Raw genomic sequence first — 22,785 nt, 5'->3', positions numbered from 1 at the left:
GGGTGCGGCGGTCACGGCGCGAGCGTGGTCTCGGCCAGCTCGCGCCAGTCGCCCCGCTCACCGGCACGGACCGCCTCGGCGAAGGCCGCCTCACCCAGGTGGTCCCGCGCCTGCGCGGCGATCCGGGAGACGTCCGGCTGCGAACGGTCCGGCATGCCGCGTACCACGTCTCCGGCCGCGAGCAGCCGCGCGGCCTGCTCGTGCCGGCCCCGGCGCAGGGCGAGGTCGGCGATCCCGACGAGCACCTCGGCGATCAGCGGGGGGTACCCGTACCCCACCGCCACGCGGAACGCCTCGCTCCGGTGCGCGCGGGCCTCGTCGAGGTCCTCGGTGAGGTAGCCGTACAGGTCCCTGGCCTTGACGTTGAAGGAGGCGCCGTCGCCCAGTACGGCCCGTACCGTGGCCAGGTGACGGTGCGCCGCCTCCGGCTCGCCGCGCCAGCGCGCCAGCTGCGCCTTCGAGAGCGCCAGCTCGACCGGCACGTCCGGCCAGGTGATCCCGCCCGCGCACCGTTGCGCCTCGGCCATGGCGGAGGCGCTGGAGCGCTCGTCGCCGAGCAGCCAGTACAGCTGGGCCTGCCGCGCCCGCAGGGTGACCACGTCCCCGGTCGCGCCCACCTCGGTCAGCGCCGTGGCCGCCTCCTGGTAGTGCTCGCAGGCGCGTGCGAACTCTCCGCGCATGGCGAGCCGGTCGGCCAGGAAGGTCAGCGCCAGTGAGATCCCCCACCGGTCGCCCAGCGTGCGGAACTCGGCCAGGGCGGTGCCGATGTCGGTGTCCACGTCGGTCTCGTCGCCGTCGAGCGTGAGCCGCAACCGGCCACGGGTGAGCCTGGCCTGCGCGCGCACCCAGGGGTCATGGTCGGCGATGAGCGGCTCGAACGCGGGCAGGACCTCCGCCGGGTCCCGCAGCATCCGCTCCAGCGGCTCGACGAACCCCAGCAGCGGGTTCCGGTAGCCGCCGCGCCGGGTGAGCCGGTGGGCCTGCTCGATCCACTCCCGCGCCCGGTACTGGTCGCCACCGGGCCCGGAGGTCATGAACACCGTCACGATGGTGCACGCCATCGCCCGTGTCTCGTCGGGCACCTCACCGGGCAGCGAGGTCGCCGCGACGCTCAGCTCGGTGCCCTCGACCCGGTGCCCGCTGAGGAACCAGTACCACCCCGCGGCCGCGACCAGCCGCATCGCCTCCCGGGCCCATCCGGCGGCGATCGCCCCGCGCAGGGCCGCGCCGATGTTGTCGTGCTCGGCCTCCAGCACGGACAGCCACTCCAGCTGCTCGGCCCGGCGCAGGTACGGATCGGCCGTCTCGGCCAGCTCGACGACGTGCGCCAGGTGCGCCCGGCGCGCCGCCTCGGTCTCCCCGGCCTCGGCGAGCCGGTCCGCCGCGTACTCCCTGATGGTGTCGAGCATGCGGTAGCGCGGCGTGCCCTCGCCGTCGGCGACCAGCAGCGACTTCTCGGTCAGCGCGGTCAGCACGTCGAGCACCTGCCCCCCGCCGGACACAGCGGGCACGCCGGGCACGCCGGGAGCACCGGGAGCACCGGGTGCGGCGGGTGCGGCGGGATCGGCGTTCCCGCACACCCGTTCGGCCGCCTCCAGGCTCGCCCCGCCGGAGAACACCGAGAGCCGCCGCAGCACGGCGCGCTCGGTCTCGGTCAGCAGGTCCCAGCTCCAGTCCACGACCGCGCGCAGCGTCCTGTGCCGGGGGAGCGCCGTACGGCTGCCGCCGGTCAGCAGGCGGAACCGGTCGTCGAGCCGGCGTGCCAGCTGGTCGACGGACATGGTGCGCAGCCGTGCCGCGGCCAGTTCGATCGCCAGTGGTATCCCGTCGAGCGCCCGGCAGATCCGCGCCATGGCCGCCAGGGTGTGCGCGTCGGAGCCGATGTCCTTGCGGACCAGTTCGGCGCGGTCGCGCAGCAGCCGTACCGCGGGGGAGGAGCCGGCCTCGGCGGGGCCTGCTCCCTCCGCGGGCAGCGCGAGCGGCTCGACCTGCCACAGGACCTCCCCGGTGATACCGAGCGCTTCCCTGCTCGTGGCCAGGATCCGCAGCCTGCGGCACTCGCCCAGAAGCCGGTCCGCGAAGGCCGCGGCCGCCTCGATCACGTGCTCGCAGTTGTCCAGGATCAGCAGGATCGCGCGCTCCCGGAGCGCGGTGACGAGCCGGTCCATGGCCTCCCCGCCCCGCGCGTCACCGAGCAGTGCCTGCTCACGCAGGCCGATCGCGGTGAGGGCGGCCTGCGCCAGGTCGCCGCCCGCCCGTACCGAGGCCAGCTCGACCAGCCACGCCCCGTCCGGCAGCCCGGCGAGCATCGTCCGCGCGGTCTCGGTGGCCAGCCTCGTCTTGCCGGAGCCGCCCGGCCCCGTCAGGGTGACCAGCCGGTGCCCGGAGGCCAGGGCGGCGACCGCGGCGGTGTCGCCGTCCTTGCCGACGAAGCTCGTCAGCTCGGCGCGCAGGTTCGTCCTGCGGTGCTCCGCCCGTTGGCCCAGCTCGCCCCGCAGCAGCGCGGTGTGCAGTGCGGAGAGCTCGGCCGACGGATCGGTGCCCAGCTCCTCGGCGAGCAGTTCGCGTGTGCGCCGGTAGACGGTCAGCGCCTCGGATCCGCGTCCGGCCTCGGCGAGCGCCCGCATCAGGGCCGCAACGAAGCCCTCCCGCAGCGGATGGGCGGCGACCAGGCCGGTCAGCTCCGGGACCAGTTCCGAGCCGCGGCCGAGGCGGATGTCGGCGTCCACCCGGTCGCCGAGCGCGGTGACGTGGAGCTCGTCCAGACGCGCGACCGCGGCGTCGAACGCGTCGCTGTCGCGCAGCGCGATGTCCGCCATGGCCGTACCGCGCCACAGAGCCAGGGCCGAGCGCAGCAGATCGGCCCGCTCCGCGAGCATCGCCGGCTCCGCGTGCTCCGGAGGCCCGGTGGCACGGGCCCGGCCGACCAGGTGCTCGAACCGGTACACGTCCACGGCGTCGGGGGGCACGGCCAGCCGGTAACCTCCGGCCTCGGCCTCGATCACGCCGTCCGGCAGGACCCTGCGCAGCCTGGACACCAGGGCCTGCAGGGCGTTCGCCTCGTCGGCGGGCGGCCGCCGCCCCCAGATCCAGTCCACCAGCCTCGTCCGCGAGACGATCCGGCCGGGTTCGAGGGCGAGTGCGGCCAGCAGCGCGCGCAGCCGGACCCCGGGCACCTCCACCACGGCCCCGTCGCAGGTGCGGACCGCGAAGGGCCCGAGCAGTTCAACTCGCACACCGGCCATTGTGCCGAACCGTGACGGCGCCCCGAGCCGTAGCGGCCGGTCACGCGGCCGGTCACCGGTCCGCCCGGCCTCGGTCCCGGCCTCGGTCCCGGCCTCGGTCCCGGTACGGCCGGGCTCTCCTCGTCGATCAGGTCGCCGCCGGTGAGGCGTGGTGTCCGCCGGACGCGGTGCCGGGCCGGGCCGTGCCGTGCCGTACGGATGATCGTCGTGTCAGTGGCCGTGTCAGCCCGGCGACGGCCCCGTGTCAGCGCGGTCGGCGATGGTGGGCGTCATGAACGGCTCGGCGGGCCCGGCCCCGGAGTCACGGAATCGGTGCGTCATCCGCCTGGACGCGGTTCCCGCGGCCGACCCGGACCCCGGGCGCGGCACGGCCCCCGAGCCGTGCCGGACATCCGCCACCGCGAGACGAGGAACGATCATGGGTGAGTCCCTGTACACCGTCGCCACGATGCCGGCCGAGCGCCGGCCCGGTTGCCCCTTCGACCCGCCCGCGGAGCTGGCCGAGGCCCGCGAGCACGGTCCGATCAGCCGCTTTCCCTTCCCCGACGGGCACCAGGGCCTGCTGGTCACCGGGTACGACCTGGTCCGGTCGGTGCTGGCCGACCCGCGGTTCAGCTCCCGCAGGGAGCTCATGCGCCACCACCCGCTGGTTGACTACGGCGACATCGAGGTCCCTCCGGCTTCGCCGGGTGAGTTCCTGCTGATGGACGAGCCGCAGCACGGCCGCTACCGCAGGCCGCTCGTGGGCAGGTTCACCGTGCGGCGGATGCGCCGGCTCACCGAGCGCGTCGAGCAGATCACCGCCGAGCACCTGGACGCGATGGAGAAGGCCGGACCCCCGGCGGACCTGGTGACCGCGTTCGCCAGGCCCATCCCCTCCGTCGTCATCTGCGAGCTGCTGGGCGTCCCGTACGCAGACCGCGGCTCCTTCCAGGACAACATCGACACCTTCCTCGGCGGAGAGGCCGGTGACGAGGAGCTGATCGCGGCCTACACCGCGACCCAGGTCTACCTCGCCGAGCTGGTGGCCGCCAAGCGCGCCACCCCCACCGACGACGTGCTCAGCGACCTGCTCGACGGCGACCTGACCGACGAGGAGCTGAAGGGCATGGCCCTGATCCTGCTGTCGGCCGGGTTCGACACCACCGCGAACATGCTCGCGCTGGGCACCTTCGCCCTGCTGAGCAACCCCGCACAGCTCGCCGCGTGGCGCGCCGACCCCGGGCTCACCGAGGGGGCCGTCGAGGAGCTGCTGCGCTACCTGACCGTCGCCAAGCAGTTCACGCGGGTCGCGCTGGAGGACGTGGAGCTGGGCGATCACACCATCGAGGCCGGTACGACGCTCATCCTGTCGTACAACACCGCCAACCGTGACCCCGGGCGCTTCACCGACCCGCACGTGCTCGACCTGCGCAGGCAGCACGGCGGGCACCTGGCGTTCGGTCACGGCATCCACCAGTGCCTGGGGCAGCAGCTGGCCCGCGTCGAGCTGCGCGTCGCCCTGCCCGCGCTGTTCGACCGCTTCCCCACGCTGCGCCTGGCCGTACCGGCCGGGGAGGTCCCCCTGCGCCCGGAGACGGCGGACATCTACGGGATCAAGAGCCTCCCGGTCACCTGGGACGCGTGACCGGCCCGCGGTCACCCGTCCCCATCGAATCGCCCGGCGCGTTCCTCGCCCGGGCACGGCACAGAGACGAGAGAACATGAGAATCCGACCCCTGCCCGCCCTGCCCGCCTTGCCCGAGAACACGGAGAGCACGGAGAACACGGAGAGCGGGGCGCGCGTCGCGGGTGCGCGCCGGCGTCCGTCCGGCCTCGGCGAGATCCTGCGGCGGGTGGCCGTGCCGGCGCTGGCGGCCGCGCTGCTGGCCGGGACGGCCGCACCCGGGGTGGCCGCCGCGGACGGCACGGCCGTGCCGGAGGCCGCCCCCGGGCAGGACCGCCCGGAACTGCAGAAGGTCGTCCAGGAGATCGTCGACGCCGGTTACGCCGGGATGCAGCTGCGCGTACGCGACCGGAGGGGCGAGTGGACCGGCAGCGCCGGGGTGCGCAGGCTCGGCGGGACCGCCACGGTGCCGACCGACGGGCGCTTCCGGATCGGCAGCGCCACCAAGACCTTCACCGCGACGTTGGTGCTGCAGCTGGTGGCCGAGGGCAGGGTCGGACTGGACGACCCGGTGGCCGAGCACCTGCCCCGGTTCGGGCTGGACCGCCGGATCACGGTGCGGATGCTGCTGCAGCACACCAGCGGGTTGTTCGACCACACCGGGCAGTACTACCCCGACGGGACGGTCGTGCCGGGCATCCCCTGGCAGGGCAAGGAGTGGGTGGACCGGCGGTTCCACACCTACCGGCCCGAGGAGCTGGTACGGCTGGCGTTGTCCAAGCCCGCGACGTTCGAGCCGGGGAAGGGCTGGAGCTACTCCAACACCAACTACGTCCTGGCCGGGCTGCTGATCGAGAAGGTCACCGGCCGCTCGTACGCCGAGGAGATGAAGCGGCGGATCCTGCGGCCGCTCGGGCTGCGCGGCACCGTGGTGCCGGGCACCCGGCCGGGCATCCCCGGGCCGCACGCCCACGGCTACCACCGCTACCAGGACGCCGGCCAGTGGAAGGTCGTCGACGTCACCCGGCAGAACCCCTCCTGGATCGCCGGCGCCGGTGAGATGATCTCGACCACCGAGGATCTCCAGACGTTCTTCTCCGCGCTGCAGGGCGGCAGGCTCCTCCCGGCCCGGCTGCTGGCCCAGATGCGCACGCCGCACCCCGACAGCGGCGGGCTCTACGGCCGCTACGGCCTCGGGCTGTACGTGAAGGACACCGGCCCGGAGTGCTCCGGCATCGTCCTCAACCACAACGGCAGCACCAACGGCTACGGGGCGCTGATGTACAGCACGCCCGACGGGCGCAAAACGATGATCGCCTCGATCACCCTCGGGGACGCCGCGATCGACCAGGCGCAGGTGTTCCCCAAGGCGCTGGACAGGCTCCTCAAGGAGGTGTTCTGCGGCGACTAGGACGCGGCCGCTCCCGTCGCCTTCCGGGACATGACGCGCGGCTCCGAGGCCGGCGGGATGCGGGTGGCCGTGACACGCCCCGGGCCCGGCCCCGGGCTCGCGTCCCGCCGTCGTCCCGCGGCCGCCGACCCCGTGCGGGCCGTCGGCGGCCGGTAACCTGCACCTGACCGCGCGCGCTCCCGTCCACGCCGGTATTCCAACCTGGAGCCCCTCCGCGGAGTTGTTTCCTTACATGGACCGTTACGAGGGGTTCCACGAGTTCGTACGCGCTCGCCAGCAGTCGCTGATGCGGACGGCGTACCTGCTCACCGGGAACGCCCATCTCGCCGAGGACCTGTTGCAGACGGTCCTCATCCGCGTCGCCTCCCACTGGGGCAAGCTCGCCGATGGCGGCAACCCCGAGGCGTACGCCCGTAAGGCCCTGGTGAACCAGAGCCTGTCCTGGCGCCGGCGCAGGCACGTCGAGCTGCTCGGAGCCGAACTGCCGGAGGTCGCCGAGTCCCGGCAGGCGCACGACGAGACGACCGTGCGCCGTCTCGTCCTGCTCCGCACGCTGGCCCGGCTCACCGCCAAGCAGCGGGCGGTGATCGTGCTGCGCTTCTACGAGGACTGCTCCGAGCACGAGACCGCCCGGCTCATGGGCGTCTCGGTCGGCACCGTCAAGAGCCAGACGAACTACGCGCTGGCGAAGCTGCGCGCGCTCACCCCCCAGGAGGTGTACCGATGAACATGCTTCGTGAGGACCTGCACGCGCTGGCCGAGCAGGCGCCCGCCGTCGACCTGGCGGCCCGGGCGGTGCGGGGCGCGCGCAGGAGGCGCGCGACCCGTCTGGCCGTGGCGGCCGCGGCCGTGACCTGCCTGATCGCGGGCGGTGGCGCCGCGCTGGTCCAGCAGGTACGCCCCGAGCCCCCGGTCGTGCTCACCCCGCCGCCGGCCAGGACGGTTCCGCTCCCCGCCAGGGGAATCGGCCCGGCCGTCCAGGCGTACAGGCCGGTGTGCCGGGTCGGCTTCGAGTCGTGCGGCGGGCGCGTCTGGCTGCTGGTGACCGACGGGGGCGACACCACCTACGAGCTGCCCGAGGTGTCCTCGCAGGGGCCGCTGGCGATCACCGCGGACGGCCGCAGGATCGCCTACTACAGCGCGCGGCAGCGCAGGATCGTGGTGCGGGACCTGGCGAGCGGCAGGGTGTGGAGGGCGCCGCTGAAGCAGCCCGCCGAGGACTTCGCGGTCGAGTTCTCCCTGCGGCTGTCCCCCGGCGGGCTGCGGTTCATCGTGTCGGGATGGGGCGGAAGGCGGGAGCCGAACAAGCTGGTGGACGTGGAGCGGGGGACCGTGACCGACCTTGAGCGCGGGTGGTGGCCGGTGAGCGTGGCGGACGGGTCCGGGCCCGTCGTCCTGGCCAGGCCCTATGACATGACCAGCCGGGTGTGGGTGCTCGGCCACGAGCCGATCACCATCGGGTACTTCGCGTATGACTACAGCGCGCTCGCTCCTGACGGGAGGACCCTGGCCCGGGTGGAGAGGAGCGTCGATCCGGAACGGCCGGCCACGCTGCGGCAGGGCGGCTCGATCGTCGTCGTCGACGCGATACGGGGCGGCCGGGAGAGGCGTACCCGCATATCCGGCATGGCGGAAGGATTGCACGCCGGACACCTGGGGGCCTGGCTGAACGCCACGGAGGTGACCATGCTGGCCACGGCGGAGTCGAACCGGCCGTCGGTGCTCTACGCGGTGGACGTGCGCACGGGCCGCAGCAGGGAGCTGCGCACGCTTCGCGGGGCGGGAGCGACCGTCGTCGCGGGGCTGGTGCGCTGACCGCGAAAGAGCCGGCCGTCGCTATTAATCTACATTGTAAAGTCGCTCCCTCGATTTCAGAACCGTTCACAAGAAGATCGCCAAGGAGGGAGAGGCCGACCGATCGGGGGTGGCGGTTTCACCGGCCAGGTCCAGCTCATCGCGCCGGGACGCCCGGAGCCCGATCCCCGTCCGGGGACGTGGCCGGTTATTTTTTGGCCAGGGAGGTGTAATTCCAGCTCAGGCCGGTAGCACGGGGGAAAGGAGGAACGATGGATCTGACTGCCACGACAACCATCCGCAAGCCGGCGTCCGAGCTGTACGCGTTCTGGCGGCGCCTGGAGAACCTCCCGACGTTCATGTCCCACCTGGACGAGGTGCGGTCGACGGGCGAGCGGACGAGTCACTGGACGGCGAGCGCCCCGTTCGGCCGGACGGTCGAGTGGGACGCCGAGATAACCGACGAGGTGCCGGGGGAGCGGATCGGCTGGCGTTCGAGCGCCGACGCCGACGTACCGAACGCCGGGAAGGTGTGGTTCGTGCCCGCACCGGACGGTGAGAGCACCGAGGTGCACGTGCTGCTCGTCTACGACATCCCCGGCGGCGCGCTGGGCAAGGCGGTCGCCACGTACTTCGGTGAGGAGCCGCACCAGCAGATCGACGACGATCTGCGCCGGCTGAAGCAGGTGCTGGAGACCGGTGAGGTGGTGCGCTCGGACGGGGCTCCCTGGGGCAAGCAGGCCCGCAAGGAGTTCCCGCAGCGTCCGGCGCAGCCGCTGTCGGCCGAGGAACTGGAGAAGGGGGCACTGGCATGAGGGCCAACACCTGGGCCGGGCGCAACAAGGTCGAGGTCCGCGACGTGCCGGACCCGACGATCCTCAGCGGCCGTGACGCGATCGTGCGGATCACCTCGACGGCGATCTGCGGTTCGGACCTGCACCTGGTCGACGGGTACGTGCCGACGATGCAGGACGGCGACATCCTGGGTCATGAGTTCATGGGCGAGGTGGTGGAGGTCGGTTCCGCGGTCGCGCCGGAGAGGCTGCGCGTCGGTGACCGTGTCGTGGTGCCGTTCCCGATCGCCTGCGGCGCCTGTGCGGCGTGCGCGGCGGAGCTGTACTCCTGCTGCGAGAACAGCAATCCCAACGCCGGGATCGCGGAGAAGATGTACGGTCACCCGGTCGCGGGGATCTTCGGGTACTCGCACCTGACGGGCGGGTTCGCGGGCGGGCAGGCGCAGTACGCGCGGGTGCCGTTCGCCGACGTGGGCCCGTTGAAGATCGAGTCGGGGCTGAGCGACGAGCAGGTGCTGTTCCTGTCCGACATCCTGCCCACCGGCTACATGGGTGCCGAGATGTGCGACATCCGCTCCAGTGACGTCGTCGCGGTGTGGGGTGCCGGGCCGGTGGGGCAGCTGGCCATGGACAGCGCCAGGGCCCTGGGGGCGGCGAAGGTCATCGGGATCGACAAGGAGCCGTACCGGCTGCGCATGGCCGAGGAGGCCGGTCACACGGTCGTCAACTTCGACGAGACCGACGTGCGCTCGGAGCTGCTGGAGCTGACCGGCGGGCGCGGCCCGGACAAGTGCATCGACGCCGTCGGGCTGGAGGCGACGCACGGCAGTGCCCACATCGGTGCCTACGACCGGGTCAAGCAGGCGGTGCGCTCGGAGACCGAGCGCCCGCACGCGCTGCGGCAGGCCATCATGTCGTGCCGCAGCGGTGGCATCGTGTCGGTCATCGGCGTCTACGGGGGCCTGCTCGACAAGTTCCCGGCCGGGGCGTGGATGAACCGGTCCCTGACGCTGCGCACGGGCCAGTGTCACGTGCAGCGTTACATGAAGCCGTTGTTGCAGCGCATCGAGCGGGGTGAGATCGACCCGACCCGGATCATCACGCACACCCTGCCGCTGGAGCAGGCGGCGCACGGCTTCGACATCTTCAAGAACAAGCAGGACGACTGCGAGAAGGTCATCCTCAAGCCCTGATCCCATCGGCACGGCGGTAGCGGGCGGTGGTAACCACGGACGGTGGCCACCGCCCTTCGCGTTCCCGGGGGTGGCGGCCTTCCCGCCCACCGGCAAGACCGTCACCACCGGCCGCCGTTGCGGTCGCGGCGGGTGGTGCCGGAGAAGCCGCGGTCGAGCCGGGGGTGAATCCGTCGGTATCGGCGCCGTATCGCCAGGGATAAAACCCCTTGCGCAATGGTCAAGAATCGTTGACCATTGCTCGTGTGCCTACCGATGATCTTCCCGAGACGTTTCACGTCACCACTGACGAGCAACTCCGCGCCGTCTCCAATCTCACCCGTCACCGGATCATGGCCATGCTCCGCTTCGAGCCGGCGACGATCACGCAGATCGCCCGGCGGGTGGGCCTCGCGAAGGGAAGTTCCAGCTATCACGTGCGGCTGCTGGAGCGGGCCGGCCTGGTGAAGGTGGTGCGGACGCGAAAGGTGAGAGGGGTCACCGAGCGGTACTACGCGATGGCCGCGCGGTCGATCGAGCTGCCGGATCCAGGGCCGGGGCAGCCGGACGTGCTGCTGCGGAATGCGGTGGCGGACCTGGAGGCGTCGCCGGTGGACGATGAGCGGCACGTGCGAATGGCGCATCTTCGGCTCACCGAGGAGCAGTTCACGCAGCTGGGAGCACGCCTGCAGGCACTGGCGGACGAGTACCGGACGCTGTCCGATCCGTCGCTTCCCGACGTGTCGCTGGTCTTCGCACTGTTCCGGCCGGCTGCGCGCCTGCAGGTCGAGGGGGAGGCCGAGTGACCCCGGAACCGGCGAACGACGTGGTGAGGCCGCCGGCCGGGTTCGGGCGACTGTGGGCCGCGCAGACGGTGTCCTCGCTCGGTGACGGCGTGATGCATGCCGCGCTGCCGCTGCTGGCGTTGACGCTGACCCGGGATCCGATGGCGCTGGCCGTCGTCACGGCCGCCGGGACACTGCCCTGGCTGCTGTTCGGAGTGCTCGGCGGTGCGCTGGTGGACCGCTGGGACCGCCGCCGCACGATGTGGGTCACGGACGCCGCGCGTGCGGTGCTGCTCGCCGTACCCGCTGTGGCGGCGGCGCTCGACGTGCTGAGCGTCCCGCTGCTGGCGGCCCTCGCGTTCCTGCTGGCCCTCGGCGGGTTGTTCTTCGACACGGCCGCCACGGCGTACCTGCCGGACCTGCTCGGCCGCGACCCCGCCCGGCTGGAGCGCGCCAACGCTCGCCTGCGCGGTGCCCAGACCGCGGCGTCCGGCTTCGCCGGGCCACCTGTGGGCAGTGCGCTGCTCGCGCTGGGACGTTCGGTTCCGCTGCTCGCCGACGCCGTGTCGTTCGCGCTGTCCGCGCTGCTCGTCCGGTCGCTGCCCGCCGTGCCGCAGCCGGCCGCGAGCGCCCGTGAGTCGCTGCTCCGCCAGGCGCGGGCCGGGGCCTCCTACGTCTTCCGGGACCGGCTGCTGCTCGGGCTCGCGCTCCGTCCGGCGGTCGGGAACGTCGCCTTCCTCGCCGTGGAGACCGTCCTGGCCCTGTTCGCCCACGAACATCTCGGAGTCGGTGCCCTGGGTTTCGGACTGCTGCTCACCGCCGAGGCCACCGGCGGCCTGCTCGGCGCGGGCATCGCCTCCTTCCTCGGCCGACGCCTGGGCACCGGAACCGCGCTGACCTGCACCGCCGCGATCGAGAGCCTCGCCATCCTGGGGCTCGCCCTCGCCCCGGACCCGTACGTGGCCGGGCTCGCGCTCGCCGTCTGCGGGGCGGGCATGGGCGCCACGATGGTGCTCGGCCCCTCCCTCCGGCAGGCCATCGTCCCGGCCCACCTGATGGGCCGCGTCGCCTCCACCTCCCGCATGCTCGCCATGTGCGCCGCCCCGTTCGGCGCCTTCCTCGGCGGCTGGCTGGCCACCGCCTACGACCTGCGCACCCCGCTCTACGCCGCCGCCGGCCTCCTGCTGGCCATGACCGCCGTCACCGCGACCATGACCGGCAATCGCCGCGTCGAGACCGCACTGCGCAACGCGCGCCCGCAACCCGGCCCGGCCGGCCAGGACCCCGCCGAAGAGGTCACTGTGCGAACCATCCCCAGGTGACCGTCGCAGGACCGGTGGCTCCTCTCAGGCGTCGAGGAGGGTGCCGTGGCGCCAGACGGCGCGGGTGTTGAGGGTGTCGGTGATGGTGGTGGTGGGGTCGCCGTCGACGAGGAGCAGGTCGGCGCGCAGGCCTTCGGCGATGCGGCCCCGGTCGGTGAGGCCGAAACGGCGTGCGGTGGTGGAGGTGGCCGCGCGCAGGGCCTGGAGCGGGCTCAGGCCGGCGCGGGTGAGGTAGTGGAGTTCGTGGTGGACGCTGGCGCCGTGGGCGAGGCCGCCGAGGAAGGGCAGCGGGACGGAGACGTCGGTTCCGGCGAGGATGTCGACGCCCGCGTCGTGCAGGGCGCGCACGGTGTCCAGGACGTGGGAGATCTTCCCCTGGGGGTAGTGGCCGAAGCTGGAGCGCAGTGTGGTCATCCAGTCGTCGTCCAGGCGGGAGGCGACTCGGGGGTCGTCGGCGAGTTCGTCGCCGGTGATGCCCATCATGGAGGCGTTCAGGACGATGCAGGGGACGACGAAGGTGCCGGAGTCCTTGAGCAGGGAGATGATCTCATCGGTGTGCGGCCGGTCCATGAAGACGTGGGCCAGGCCGTCGATGCCCGCCTCGACGGCCATGCGGGTGGCGTCCAGGGTGAGGGTGTGGGCGACGGTGAGCATGCCGTGCCGTCTGGCCTCGGCCACGCCCGCGTTCAGGGTGGCCTGGTCGAGCATGGGCAGGCCGGGGTGTCCTTCGACGCTGCCGTCGTCGACCATGAACTTGATGTAGTCCGAGCCGCGCTCGATCAGCTGGGGGATGAACGCGACCGCTTCCTCCGGCGTGGTGGAGAAGGGCATGAGCGGCGGCTTGCCGGTGGGCCGGGCACCGGGCGGCGGGCCGGGGCGGGAGCCCTCGGGGAACAGTTCGCTGGGATGCCCGCCGGGCGGGGTGATGCCGAACCCGGAGGAGCGCACATCGGCCAGGGTGTCGTCGTCGCTGATGTGCCGGCGGTTGTCGCGGGTGTTGGTGCCCTGCATCTCCAGCTCGGTCGTCACGCCGAAGGTCAGGGCCAGCGCGAGCGCGCCGGCGTTGGTATGGACATGGGCGTCGATCAGGCCGGGCAACAGGGTGGCGCCCGATCCGTCGACCACATCGGCTCCCTCGGGGACCGGGCCGCCGACGGAGACGATCCGCCTGCCGTCGATGAGCACCGTGGTCGGCGCGTGGGTGTCGATCCCGTCGAACACCTTGGCCCCGGTGATGGCGGTTACAGTCATGAAGTACCTCGCTCATGGTCGGCTTCTCGCTGCCCAACTATATACCATTTGATATGTAAATACCTACGACATGCATCTGTGTTGGGTACGCTATTGTCATGACCAGTACACCCGTCCCGCCCGAGCGCTCCATCTTCGACGAGGTAGGTCCGGCGATCTCCCGGATGCGCCGCCGCACCATGAGCGAACCGGGCGGCCTCACCCGGAACCTGGTGCTGAACATCGTCGGCGACCACGACGGCGAGATCACCGTCGGCGCGCTGGCCGCCGAGATGAACGTCAGCCAGCCGGTCGCCAGCCGCTCCGTCGCGGCCGCCATCGACGACGGCCTGATGCGCCGGGCCGTGTCCCAGCAGGACGGCCGGCGCACCGTGCTCGAACTCACCGATGCCGGACGGGCCGAGCGCGACCGCTTCGCCGCCGCCCAGCGACACGTGTTCGAAGAGATCACCGCGAACTGGGATCCCGACGAACGCGTCCAGTTCGCCCGCCTCCTCATCCGCTACAGCGCCGACAGCGTCGCCTGGAGCAGTTCGAGCAGACCCGCCCGGTAGTGGCTTGAAGATCCGCTGTCTGGCCTGCTGACAGGTCGGCTCGGGCTCGACAGATAGGGAAGGACGTACTAATCTTTTGACTTATTATGAAGGACGTAGATAAATCGACGGCGGGCTTCGAACGTGATCCCGACGGCTCGCTCTTCGACCCCCGGGCCAGGGCCGCGATGACCCGGTTCGCCGCGGGGGAGGACACCCTCGCCCTGGAGGCGGCGACCGCCGTCCGCACCGCCTTCCACGCCGTCGAGCGCATGCGCGCTCACGGAGCCCAGGGTCGCGGGCTGAGCTCGGGGGCGCTCGACGTCCTGATCCGCCTGAACACCACGGCCGACACGGCCGACACGGCCGACACGGACATCAGGACCGACACGGCCGATGCGGGCGACGGGGACGACGGGACGGGCGACGACGGGCTCACCATCGGCGATCTGGCCCGGTCGGCCGGGGTGAGCTCGCGCAACGTCACCGGCCTGGTCGACACCCTGGAGCGCGACGGGCTGGTACGGCGCGTCCCCGGCCGGCGCGACCGGCGCTCGGTCCTGGTCCGGATCACCCCCGCCGGGCGGGCGTGGATCGACGCCTTCCGCCGGCCGACCCAGGCCGCCATGGCGGCGATCTTCCAGGGCTTCACGCGCGCCGAGCTGGCCGGGTTGCGGCACCTGTGCCTGCTGCTGGCCGACAACCAGCACCGCGTCTCGGAACACCTCGGCCGGGCTCTTACGGAACGGCCGGACCACCCCGGCGACGCGCAGGGGGATCGGCCCTGAGCCGCACCCTCCCGCCCGCCGGCCGTCCGGTGCGGCGCATCCCGGCGTACCCCCTGGGCCCGGCGGACACGCCCGGCCCCTCACCGCCAACCGCTGTGATCCGGGAATTCCGAGGATCACGCAGTCAGGAGACCGGCACGTGGCTTCCATCCGTACGGAGGTCGTCATCGACTCCCGCCCCGAGCGGGTGTGGGAGGCGATACGCGACGTGGGCGCGGTGCACCGGCGCCTGCTGCCCGGCCGTGTCGTCGACACCCGTATGGAGGGCGACGTCAGGATCCTGGTCCTCCCGGGCGGGACGGTCGTCCGGGAGCTGATCGTCGACGTCGACGACACCGCTCGCCGGCTCGCCTACGCGGTGATCGGCGGCACGCGGCAGTCCGTCACCCACCACCACGCCTCGTTCCAGGTCTTCGCCGAAGGGCCGGACCGCAGCCGGCTCGTCTGGCTGACCGACCTGCTGCCGCACACGCTGGCGGCGCAGACCCGCGTGCGGGTCGAGCGGGGCGCGCAGGAGATGAAGCGGACGCTGGAGGAGGCCGAGGCCGGCTGACCCGTACCGCTCTGACGCGTCGCCCCCGGCGGAGGCCCGGGTGGCGGACGCGCCCCTGACATCGATCGTGTACGGGCGGCCCGGTGCGTTTCTCAGGCCTTCTCCCCAGGCGCGTCGTCGCACGGGGGAGAGGAGGGCAGGTTCCAGCCCTGCTCGACCGACGAGCGGCAGCGGCCGGGGTCGTCCCCGGCGCTGACGAACAGCGCGGTCAGCAGCGGGACGCCGTGGGCGAGCATCTGGCGCGGCAGGGGACCGGTGGCGACCAGGGAGGCCAGACCGTGACCGATGGTCCAGCTCTGCGTCGCCAGTTCCAGCGGGTCGACGTCGCCGCGGAAGCGGCCGCTGTCCCTGGCCCGTTCGGCCGCGCGGACCAGATGGTGCAGGCTCTGGTCGGCGGCGTGGGAGTCCTCCAGGTCGAAGGTGGCGTCGAACATGACCCGGTACAGATCGGGGTTGTCCAGGGCGTTGGACAGGTAGGCGGAGCCCAGGGCGGTCAGGTCCCGTACCGCGTCGGCCGAGACGGTTACGGTGGCGAGCCGGACCGCCAGGCGGGAGAAGCCCTCCTGGCGCACCGCCTTCCACACCCCGTCCATGCCCCCGAAGTAGGTGTAGACGGCCATGGTCGACACCCCGGTCCCGGCCACCAGGGAGCGCAGGGTGACGGGCTCGCGGGACCGGAGCATCTGCGCGGCGCGCTCGATGAGCAGTGAGCGGGCCGCGGGGTTCTTCGTCCTCGCCATGACACCACAATATATAGCGATGCTATGGTTTCCAATGCATGGCATTGCTATGGTTTATGGAACACCCCGCGTACTCCCCTCGCAGACGAAGGAGCGATCATGGCCGTCACCCTGATGAACCCGGACGGACTACCCAAGCCCGAGGTGTACCGGCAGCTGTCGGTCGCCACCGGATCGAAGCTGGTGTTCCTGGCCGGTCAGGTCGCCCGTGACGCCGACGGGGGAAAGGTCGGCGAAGGCGACCTCGCCGCCCAGACCGAGCAGGCCTATCTCAACGTCGCCACCGCGCTGGCCGCGGTCGGCGGCTCCTTCGACGACGTGGCCAAGCTGACCGTCTACGTGGTCGACTGGAGCCCTGACAAGCTGCCCCTGCTGGGGGAGGGGGTCGCCCGCGCGGCCGCTCGGCTGGGCGTCGACCCGGTCAAGCCGATCACGCTGCTGGGCGTCGCTGCTCTGGGTGAGCCCGACCTGCTGATCGAGGTCGAGGCCACCGCGGTCCTCGACTGACCGCACGAGGGGGATGCCGATGATGCGGGGGCGGCTCTGGGCCGCGGTCGGCGCGTCTCCGCCCACCGGCTGTCCGTCCGGCCGGCCGGGTCGCGTCCGCACGGTTCGAAGGCCCCTCTTCATAACTTATTAATCTACATTGTAAAGGCGATCTCCGAACTTCAAGATCATCTACAATGGACTGAAGACTCATCACCTGAAAGGCAGGGCCCGGTCATCGGGGCGCGGGGGAGCGTAGTGCTCCCGCGGAGGCGGCCATGAAGAGGGCGAGCACGGCCGGGATGCCCAGGGCGGCGGGCAGGCCGACGAGTTCGGCGGCGGCGCCGATGATGGCGGGGCCCGCCAGGAGTCCGGCGTAGCCGACGGTGGCGACCTGGGCGATGGCGCGTCCGGCGGTGACGGGGTCCTGGTTCCCGGCGGCGGAGAAGACCTGGGGGACGATGGGGGCCAGGCCGAGGCCGAACAGGGCGAAGCCGGCGAAGGCGATGGGGATCTGCCCGCCGAGGAGTGCGCCGCCGAGGCCGATGGCGGCGACGAGGCCGGAGTAGCGGACCAGGCGGGTGGGTCCGAGGCGCTGGGCGAGGTGGTCTCCGGCGAAGCGGCCGATGGTCATGGTGGCGGAGAAGACGGCGAAGGCGGCGGCGGCGACGGGTTCGGAGGCGTGGAGGTTCTGGAAGAGGTAGACGGCCGTCCAGTCGTTGGCGGCGCCTTCTCCGACGAGGCCTGCGAAGGAGACGACTCCCATGAGGATGATCCAGCGGTTCCAGCGGGCGCGTCGTGGGGTGGGGGTGTGCGGGTCGCCGTCCGGGTCGGTGGGGTGGGGGGTGGTGGGCAGCAGGTGGCGGCGGACGTAGAGGGTGGCGAGGGCGAGGGGGATGCCGACGGCGGTGAGGGTGGCGGCGGCGTTGAGGTCGAGCCAGGCGAACAGGCCGCCGATGGCGGCGCCGGCGAGGACGCCGATGCTGAACATGCCGTGGAAGGAGGACATCAGGGGGCGGCCGTAGGCGCGTTCGATCTCGACGCCGTGGGCGTTCATGGAGACGTCGACGCTGGCGCTGATGAGGCCGAACAGGAACAGGGCGGTGATGAGTGCGGGGAGGTCGGGGGCGTATCCGGGGAGGGTGATGACGAGGGCGGTGGCGATGGCGGCGGGGGGTAGGAGGCGGGCGCTGCCGAGGCGGTCGCTGAGGTGTCCGGCGAAGCGCATGCCGAGGACGAGGCCGAGGGCTGCGGCGAGGAGGGCGTAGCTGATCTGGCCGTCGGTGAGGTGGAGGGTGTTCTTGACGTCGGGGATGCGGGCGGCCCAGGCGCCGGAGACGGTGCCCAGGAGGATGAAGAAGTAGCAGACGGCGGCGCGGGCGTTGGTGTGTCGGCGGGTGGGGGTGGTGGTCACGGTGGTCCCGGCTGTGTGGGTGCGCGCCGTCGGTGGGGGGTGTCGGGTGCGCGTGGGGTACGGGGTGGGTGGTGCGGGGTCGGTGAACGGTTCGGGCGGGTGTGCGGGGTCGGTGGGTCGGGTGGGTCAGTGGACGGAGAATCCTCCGTCGACGCAGATGGTCTGGCCGGTGATGTAGGCGGAGGCGTCGCCGGCGAGCAGGACGGCGATGCCGGCGAAGTCGGCGGGGAGGCCGTTGCGGCCGATCATGGTGCGGGCGGCGAGGGCTTCGACGCGGCCGGGGATGGCCTGTGCGGGTTCGGTGAGGGGGGTCAGGACGAAGCCGGGGATGATGGTGTTGGCGCAGACGCCGTGGGGGGACCAGGCTTCGGCCTGGGAGCGGGTGAGGCCGGTGATGGCGGCTTTGGAGATGCCGTAGGCGCCGCTGTTGCCGAAGGCGCGGTGGGATTGCTGGGAGCCGATGTTGATGATGCGTCCCCAGCCGCGTCGTGCCATGCGGGGGCCGAAGTGCTGGCCGAGGAGGTAGGGGGTGGTGAGGTTGAGGTTGATGGTCTGTTCGTAGTCGTGGGGGGTGAGGTCGTTCATGTGGGGGCGGATGTTGTTGGCGGCGTTGTTGACGAGGATGTCGATGTCGCCGAAGAGGGTGGGGGCGTGGTCGATGACGCGGTCGAGGTCGTGGGGGTCGGCGAGGTCGGCGGTGATGGAGGCGGCCTGGATGTCGTGGTGGTGGAGTTCGGTGATGGTGCGGGTGAGGGGTTCGGGGCGGCGGGCGGTGATGACGATGTTGGCGCCGGCGCGGCCGAGGGCGTGGGCGATGGCGTGTCCGATGCCGGAGCTGCCGCCGGTGACGAGGGCGGTGCGTCCGGTGAGGGAGAAAAGGTCGGTGGAGGGTGTGCTCACAGCGACGGAACCTATCATCCCATGTTTGGGTGGGGGGAGGTCTCGTGCAGGGCGAGGGCGGCGTTCTGGAGTTTGTCCATGACGGTGGACAGGTCGCGCAGGGTGGGGGTGTCGAGGTGTTGCAGGACGCGGCGGAACTCGTTGAGGCCGGCGTCGGCGATCTGCTCGATGAGGGTGTGGCCGGCGGGGGTGAGTTCGATGCGGCGGATGCGGCGGTCGTGGGGGTCTTCGCGGCGGGTGACGAGGCCGTGGGCGACGAGGCGGTCGACGATGCCGGTGACGGTGCCGAGGCCGACGTCGAGGTGGTGGGAGAGTTCCTGGCCGGTGGCCGAGCGGCGCAGGGACAGCAGCATGATGACGTTGAGCTGGCGCATGGTGAGGTTGGAGTCGAACAGGGGTGAGGAGGGGCGTTGCTGGGCGAACAGTCGTCCCAGGTCGCGTTGGATGGCGCCGATCTGGTGGATCAGTTGTTCGCGTTCGTCGTTCACTCTCACCTCTCGGTTCCTGAGAAGGTTATCAGGATGGTTTGCTTCGTTAAATATTCGTATCAGGCGAAGTGTTAGTCTGGGGCAAATCTTGTCGTGACATCCCTTTAGGAGTCCGCCCCCATGACCTCCCTGGCCAGGTTGAGCCTTGCCAACCGCAGCCTCGTCATAATGATCGCGTTGGTGCTGAGCGCTTTCGGCGTCTTCGCGATCCCGTCGCTGAAACAGCAGCTGCTGCCGTCGCTGTCGTTTCCGGGGGCCTTCGTGATCGCTCCCTACAGCGGCGCCTCTCCCGAGATCGTCGAGGAGCAGGTCACCGAGCCGATCGAGAACAGCTTCCAGGGGCTGGAAGGCATGGAGGAGATGACCTCGACGTCCCGGGAGGGGATGTCGCAGGTGCAGGTGGCGTTCGAGTACGGCACCGACATCGACGCCGCGGTGTCGGACATGCAGCAGGCGCTGTCGCGGATCGAGACGCAGCTGCCCGAGGGGGTGGATCCGCAGGTCCTGACCGGCGGGACCGACGACATCCCGGTGATGCAGCTGGCGGTGGGCGACGCCGGTGACCAGCGGGTGATGGCCGAGCGGCTGGAGCGGCTGATGGTGCCGCAGCTGCAGGCCGTCGAGGGGGTGCGCGAGGTGTCGGTGACGGGCACCCGCGAGGAGGTCGTGACGATCACCCCGGACCCGAAGCGGCTGGCGATCGTGGGGTTGCCGGCGTCGGCGGTGGCGGACGCGTTGCGCGCCAACGGCCAGCCGGTCCCGGCGGGCAGCCTGACCGAGGACAAGATGTCGCTGACGGTGCAGGTGGGCAAGCGGGTCACGACGCTGGAGGAGCTGAAGAAGCTGTACCTGACGCCGGCCGCGCCGGTGCAGCTGCCCCAGCAGGGTCAGCAGCAGGGCAGGCAGGCTCCCGGGGGCGGGGGAGGAGCCGCCCAGCAGGCCCAGCAGGCGCAGCTTCAGCAGGCCCAGGCGGCGCAGGCGGCGCGCCGTCAGGTGGCGCCGCCGGCTCCCAGGCCGGTACGGGTGCAGGACGTGGCCACGGTGGAGCGCGAGCTGGCCGAGGGCACGTCGCTGACGCGTACCAACGGGCAGCCGAGCCTGGGGGTGTCGGTGACGATGTCGCCGGGCGGCAACGCGGTGGCGATCTCGCACGAGGTGCGCGAGAAGCTGCCGGAGCTGGTGCGGGCGATCGGTGACTCCTCGGAGGTGACGGTGGTCTTCGACCAGGCGCCGTACGTGGAGCGCTCGATCGAGGACCTGACGACGGAGGGGCTGCTGGGGCTGGCGTTCGCGGTGCTGGTCATCCTGGTGTTCCTGCTGTCGGTGCGCTCGACGCTGGTGACGGCCGCCTCGATCCCGCTGTCGGTGGTGATCGCGCTGATCGCCCTGTGGGTGGGTGACTACTCGCTGAACCTGCTGACGCTGGGGGCGCTGACGATCGCGGTGGGCCGGGTGGTCGACGACTCGATCGTGGTGCTGGAGAACATCAAGCGTCACCTGGAGTACGGCGAGGCCAAGCGCAAGGCGGTGCTGGCGGGGGTGCGCGAGGTCAGCGGCGCGGTGACGGCCTCGACGCTGACGACGGTGGCGGTGTTCCTGCCGATCGCGGTGGTGGGCGGCATGGTGGGGCAGCTGTTCGCGCCGTTCGCGATCACGGTGACGGTGGCGCTGCTGGCGTCGCTGCTGGTGTCGCTGACGGTGGTGCCGGTGCTGGCGTACTGGTTCCTGAGGGCGCCGGTGCTGTCGGCCGAGCAGGCGCGCGCCGCGCGGGAGAAGGCCGAGGCCAAGGAGCTGCGCAGCCCGTTGCAGCGGGCCTACCTGCCGGTGCTGCGTTTCGCCACCCGGCGGCGGCTGGTGACGCTCCTGGTGGGCCTGGTGGTGTTCGCCGTCACGATGGGCCTGGCCGGGCGGCTGGAGACCAACTTCATCGACTCCTCCGGGCAGGACACGGTCTCGCTCAGCCAGAAGATGCCCGCGGGCACGGACCTGGAGACGACGGACGCGGCGGCCAAGAAGGTCGAGGAGGTGCTGGCCTCCCTCAAGGGCGTCAAGGACTACCAGGTGAACGTCGGCGGTGGCGGCGGGTTCCTGGGCGGTCTCGGCGGCGGCGCGGGGGACCGGGCGTCGTACTCGCTGACGGTCGAGGAGGGCAGTGACTCCGGGGCGCTGCAGGACACGCTGCGCGCGCGGCTGAAGGAGCTGAGCGGCGTCGGTGAGGTCACCGTGGGCGGCGGCCAGGGCGGTCCGGCGGGTGGCGCGAACGACCAGCTGCAGGTGATCGTGCAGGCGCCGGACGTGGCCACGCTGCGTACCGCGGCCGAGTCGGTGCGCACGACGATGGCGGGCCTGGAGGGGTTGCGTGACGTCACCTCGAACCTGGAGGCCGGCGCCGAGCGGGTCGAGGTGCGGGTGGACCGGCGCAAGGCCGCGGCCCGGGGCCTGACCGAGGTGCAGATCGGCCAGCTGGTGGCGCAGCGGTTCCGCGGGGCGCCGATGGGCGACATGACGCTGGACGGCCGCAGTGGCGCGGTGGTGCTGAGCGGCGGGGAGGCGCCCGAGACGGTCAAGGAGGTGCGGGCGCTGGAGCTGCCGACGGCGGCGGGCGTGGTGAAGCTGTCGCAGGTGGCCGAGGTGGCCAGGGCGCAGGGCCCGGCGCAGATCACCCGTATCGACGGTGAGCGCAGCGCGACGGTGTCGGGTACGGCGACCGGCAGTGACCTGGGTGCCACCACGACGGCGCTGACGGCGAAGCTGGATGCGTTGTCGCTGCCGGCGGGGGCGACCTTCACCGTGGGCGGGGTCAGCGCCGACCAGGCCGAGGCGTTCGGTCAGCTGGGGCTGGCGATGCTGGCGGCGATCGCGATCGTCTTCATGATCATGGTGGCGGCGTTCCGGAGCTTCGTGCAGCCGCTGATCCTGCTGGTGTCGGTGCCGTTCGCGGCGACCGGCGCGATCGGCCTGCTGCTGGCGACCGGGACCCCGATGGGCGTGCCCGCGCTGATCGGCATGCTGATGCTGATCGGCATCGTGGTGACGAACGCGATCGTGCTGATCGACCTGATCAACCAGTACCGGGCGCAGGGGATGGGCATCGTGGAGGCGGTGATCGAGGGGGGACGGCGCCGGTTGCGGCCGATCCTGATGACCGCGGTCGCGACGATCTTCGCGTTGGTCCCGATGGCGCTGGGCCTGACCGGTTCGGGAGGGTTCATCTCCCAGCCGCTGGCGATCGTGGTGATCGGCGGCCTGCTGTCGTCGACGCTGCTGACGCTGGTGCTGGTGCCGACCCTGTACGTGATGGTGGAGCGCCTCAAGGAGCGGCTGCGGCGCAAGCCCAAGGCCACCCCGGGTGCCACCGCGAACAGCGGCACGGACGCCGGTACGGACGGCCCCGCGGACGGTACTGCGGCCCAGGGGCAGCACCGTGCCGAGCCGAAGGTCTACGACAGGGACGACCTGACCCCGGCACCCTCCCCGGCGCCCTGACTCCGTCCAGCACATAC

At 71.9% G+C, this 22,785-nt stretch carries 19 protein-coding genes; 13 read left to right on the top strand and 6 right to left on the bottom strand.

The window, feature by feature from the left end:
• Positions 1-11 precede the first annotated feature (11 nt).
• Complete coding sequence (locus tag ABD832_RS39980) at positions 12-3,236, bottom strand: AfsR/SARP family transcriptional regulator (RefSeq protein ID WP_486389086.1); 3,225 nt, start codon at positions 3,234-3,236, stop codon at positions 12-14.
• Between the two features lie 427 nt (positions 3,237-3,663).
• Between ABD832_RS39980 and ABD832_RS39975 the strand changes: the two genes are divergently transcribed.
• The 8 genes from ABD832_RS39975 (at position 3,664) to ABD832_RS39940 (ending at position 12,129) form a co-directional block, all read left to right on the top strand.
• Positions 3,664-4,872 carry a cytochrome P450 gene (locus ABD832_RS39975; RefSeq protein ID WP_344907429.1) on the top strand — a complete coding sequence of 403 codons (1,209 nt, stop codon included), beginning with the start codon at positions 3,664-3,666 and terminating at the stop codon, positions 4,870-4,872.
• A gap of 76 nt (positions 4,873-4,948) precedes the next feature.
• Entirely contained in the window at positions 4,949-6,262 is a 1,314-nt protein-coding gene (locus ABD832_RS39970; protein WP_344907426.1) for a serine hydrolase domain-containing protein, read from the top strand.
• Positions 6,263-6,494: 232 nt separating this feature from the next.
• Positions 6,495-6,989 (top strand): SigE family RNA polymerase sigma factor, encoded by a 495-nt coding sequence (locus tag ABD832_RS39965; RefSeq protein ID WP_344907422.1) that lies wholly within the window; start codon positions 6,495-6,497, stop codon positions 6,987-6,989.
• Positions 6,986-8,077 carry a WD40 repeat domain-containing protein gene (locus ABD832_RS39960; RefSeq protein WP_344907420.1) on the top strand — a complete coding sequence of 364 codons (1,092 nt, stop codon included), beginning with the start codon at positions 6,986-6,988 and terminating at the stop codon, positions 8,075-8,077. Before ABD832_RS39965 ends, ABD832_RS39960 begins: the two co-directional genes overlap by 4 nt.
• Positions 8,078-8,328: 251 nt before the next feature.
• Positions 8,329-8,871, top strand: a complete 543-nt coding sequence (locus ABD832_RS39955; protein ID WP_344907417.1) for an SRPBCC family protein — start codon at positions 8,329-8,331, stop codon at positions 8,869-8,871.
• A complete protein-coding gene (locus ABD832_RS39950; protein ID WP_344907413.1) occupies positions 8,868-10,043 on the top strand; it encodes a zinc-dependent alcohol dehydrogenase in 1,176 nt (391 codons plus the stop codon). The genes ABD832_RS39955 and ABD832_RS39950 overlap by 4 nt, the downstream gene beginning before the upstream one ends.
• Positions 10,044-10,288: 245 nt before the next feature.
• A complete protein-coding gene (locus ABD832_RS39945; protein WP_344907411.1) occupies positions 10,289-10,828 on the top strand; it encodes a helix-turn-helix domain-containing protein in 540 nt (179 codons plus the stop codon).
• Complete coding sequence (locus ABD832_RS39940; protein WP_344907407.1) at positions 10,825-12,129, top strand: MFS transporter; 1,305 nt, start codon at positions 10,825-10,827, stop codon at positions 12,127-12,129. The genes ABD832_RS39945 and ABD832_RS39940 overlap by 4 nt, the downstream gene beginning before the upstream one ends.
• A gap of 24 nt (positions 12,130-12,153) precedes the next feature.
• On the opposite strand, the gene ABD832_RS39935 is transcribed toward ABD832_RS39940, so the two are convergent.
• A complete protein-coding gene (locus ABD832_RS39935; protein ID WP_344907403.1) occupies positions 12,154-13,380 on the bottom strand; it encodes a metal-dependent hydrolase family protein in 1,227 nt (408 codons plus the stop codon).
• Between the two features lie 98 nt (positions 13,381-13,478).
• Between ABD832_RS39935 and ABD832_RS39930 the strand changes: the two genes are divergently transcribed.
• The 3 genes from ABD832_RS39930 to ABD832_RS39920 all read left to right on the top strand — a co-directional run bounded on the left by ABD832_RS39930 (position 13,479) and on the right by ABD832_RS39920 (position 15,254).
• Positions 13,479-13,934 (top strand): MarR family winged helix-turn-helix transcriptional regulator, encoded by a 456-nt coding sequence (locus tag ABD832_RS39930; protein ID WP_344907400.1) that lies wholly within the window; start codon positions 13,479-13,481, stop codon positions 13,932-13,934.
• Between the two features lie 86 nt (positions 13,935-14,020).
• The gene (locus tag ABD832_RS39925) at positions 14,021-14,701 is read left to right on the top strand and encodes a MarR family winged helix-turn-helix transcriptional regulator (RefSeq protein WP_344907397.1); all 681 of its coding nucleotides are present in this window, start codon (positions 14,021-14,023) and stop codon (positions 14,699-14,701) included.
• Positions 14,702-14,840: 139 nt separating this feature from the next.
• Positions 14,841-15,254 carry an SRPBCC family protein gene (locus ABD832_RS39920; RefSeq protein ID WP_344907394.1) on the top strand — a complete coding sequence of 138 codons (414 nt, stop codon included), beginning with the start codon at positions 14,841-14,843 and terminating at the stop codon, positions 15,252-15,254.
• Positions 15,255-15,346: 92 nt separating this feature from the next.
• On the opposite strand, the gene ABD832_RS39915 is transcribed toward ABD832_RS39920, so the two are convergent.
• Positions 15,347-15,994, bottom strand: a complete 648-nt coding sequence (locus tag ABD832_RS39915; protein ID WP_344907391.1) for a TetR/AcrR family transcriptional regulator — start codon at positions 15,992-15,994, stop codon at positions 15,347-15,349.
• Positions 15,995-16,093: 99 nt separating this feature from the next.
• Between ABD832_RS39915 and ABD832_RS39910 the strand changes: the two genes are divergently transcribed.
• Entirely contained in the window at positions 16,094-16,501 is a 408-nt protein-coding gene (locus tag ABD832_RS39910) for a RidA family protein (RefSeq protein WP_344907388.1), read from the top strand.
• A 214-nt stretch (positions 16,502-16,715) separates the two neighbouring features.
• On the opposite strand, the gene ABD832_RS39905 is transcribed toward ABD832_RS39910, so the two are convergent.
• From ABD832_RS39905 to ABD832_RS39895, 3 genes are all read right to left on the bottom strand, one after another.
• On the bottom strand, positions 16,716-17,894 hold the full coding sequence (locus ABD832_RS39905) for an MFS transporter (protein ID WP_344907385.1): 1,179 nt from the start codon (positions 17,892-17,894) through the stop codon (positions 16,716-16,718).
• Between the two features lie 126 nt (positions 17,895-18,020).
• On the bottom strand, positions 18,021-18,794 hold the full coding sequence (locus tag ABD832_RS39900) for an SDR family NAD(P)-dependent oxidoreductase (protein ID WP_344907382.1): 774 nt from the start codon (positions 18,792-18,794) through the stop codon (positions 18,021-18,023).
• A gap of 14 nt (positions 18,795-18,808) precedes the next feature.
• Positions 18,809-19,288 (bottom strand): MarR family winged helix-turn-helix transcriptional regulator, encoded by a 480-nt coding sequence (locus tag ABD832_RS39895; protein WP_344907379.1) that lies wholly within the window; start codon positions 19,286-19,288, stop codon positions 18,809-18,811.
• 114 nt (positions 19,289-19,402) lie between these two features.
• Here ABD832_RS39895 and ABD832_RS39890 point away from each other — a divergent pair, with 114 nt between their 5' ends.
• Complete coding sequence (locus ABD832_RS39890; RefSeq protein WP_344907376.1) at positions 19,403-22,768, top strand: efflux RND transporter permease subunit; 3,366 nt, start codon at positions 19,403-19,405, stop codon at positions 22,766-22,768.
• Positions 22,769-22,785 lie beyond the last annotated feature (17 nt).

Origin of the sequence: Streptosporangium longisporum, assembly GCF_039534895.1 — a bacterium.
Lineage (GTDB): Bacteria > Actinomycetota > Actinomycetes > Streptosporangiales > Streptosporangiaceae > Streptosporangium > Streptosporangium longisporum.
Note: the sequence above shows the minus strand (reverse complement) of the source record. Positions and strands in the feature narration are given on the sequence as shown.

Coding starts and splice junctions, on each gene's coding strand:
- ABD832_RS39975 (WP_344907429.1), top strand. CDS start 3,664: ATGGGTGAGTCCCTGTACACCGTCGCCACGATGCCGGCCGAGCGCCGG.
- ABD832_RS39970 (WP_344907426.1), top strand. CDS start 4,949: ATGAGAATCCGACCCCTGCCCGCCCTGCCCGCCTTGCCCGAGAACACG.
- ABD832_RS39965 (WP_344907422.1), top strand. CDS start 6,495: ATGGACCGTTACGAGGGGTTCCACGAGTTCGTACGCGCTCGCCAGCAG.
- ABD832_RS39960 (WP_344907420.1), top strand. CDS start 6,986: ATGAACATGCTTCGTGAGGACCTGCACGCGCTGGCCGAGCAGGCGCCC.
- ABD832_RS39955 (WP_344907417.1), top strand. CDS start 8,329: ATGGATCTGACTGCCACGACAACCATCCGCAAGCCGGCGTCCGAGCTG.
- ABD832_RS39950 (WP_344907413.1), top strand. CDS start 8,868: ATGAGGGCCAACACCTGGGCCGGGCGCAACAAGGTCGAGGTCCGCGAC.
- ABD832_RS39935 (WP_344907403.1), bottom strand. CDS start 13,380: ATGACTGTAACCGCCATCACCGGGGCCAAGGTGTTCGACGGGATCGAC.
- ABD832_RS39930 (WP_344907400.1), top strand. CDS start 13,479: ATGACCAGTACACCCGTCCCGCCCGAGCGCTCCATCTTCGACGAGGTA.
- ABD832_RS39925 (WP_344907397.1), top strand. CDS start 14,021: ATGAAGGACGTAGATAAATCGACGGCGGGCTTCGAACGTGATCCCGAC.
- ABD832_RS39915 (WP_344907391.1), bottom strand. CDS start 15,994: ATGGCGAGGACGAAGAACCCCGCGGCCCGCTCACTGCTCATCGAGCGC.
- ABD832_RS39910 (WP_344907388.1), top strand. CDS start 16,094: ATGGCCGTCACCCTGATGAACCCGGACGGACTACCCAAGCCCGAGGTG.
- ABD832_RS39890 (WP_344907376.1), top strand. CDS start 19,403: ATGACCTCCCTGGCCAGGTTGAGCCTTGCCAACCGCAGCCTCGTCATA.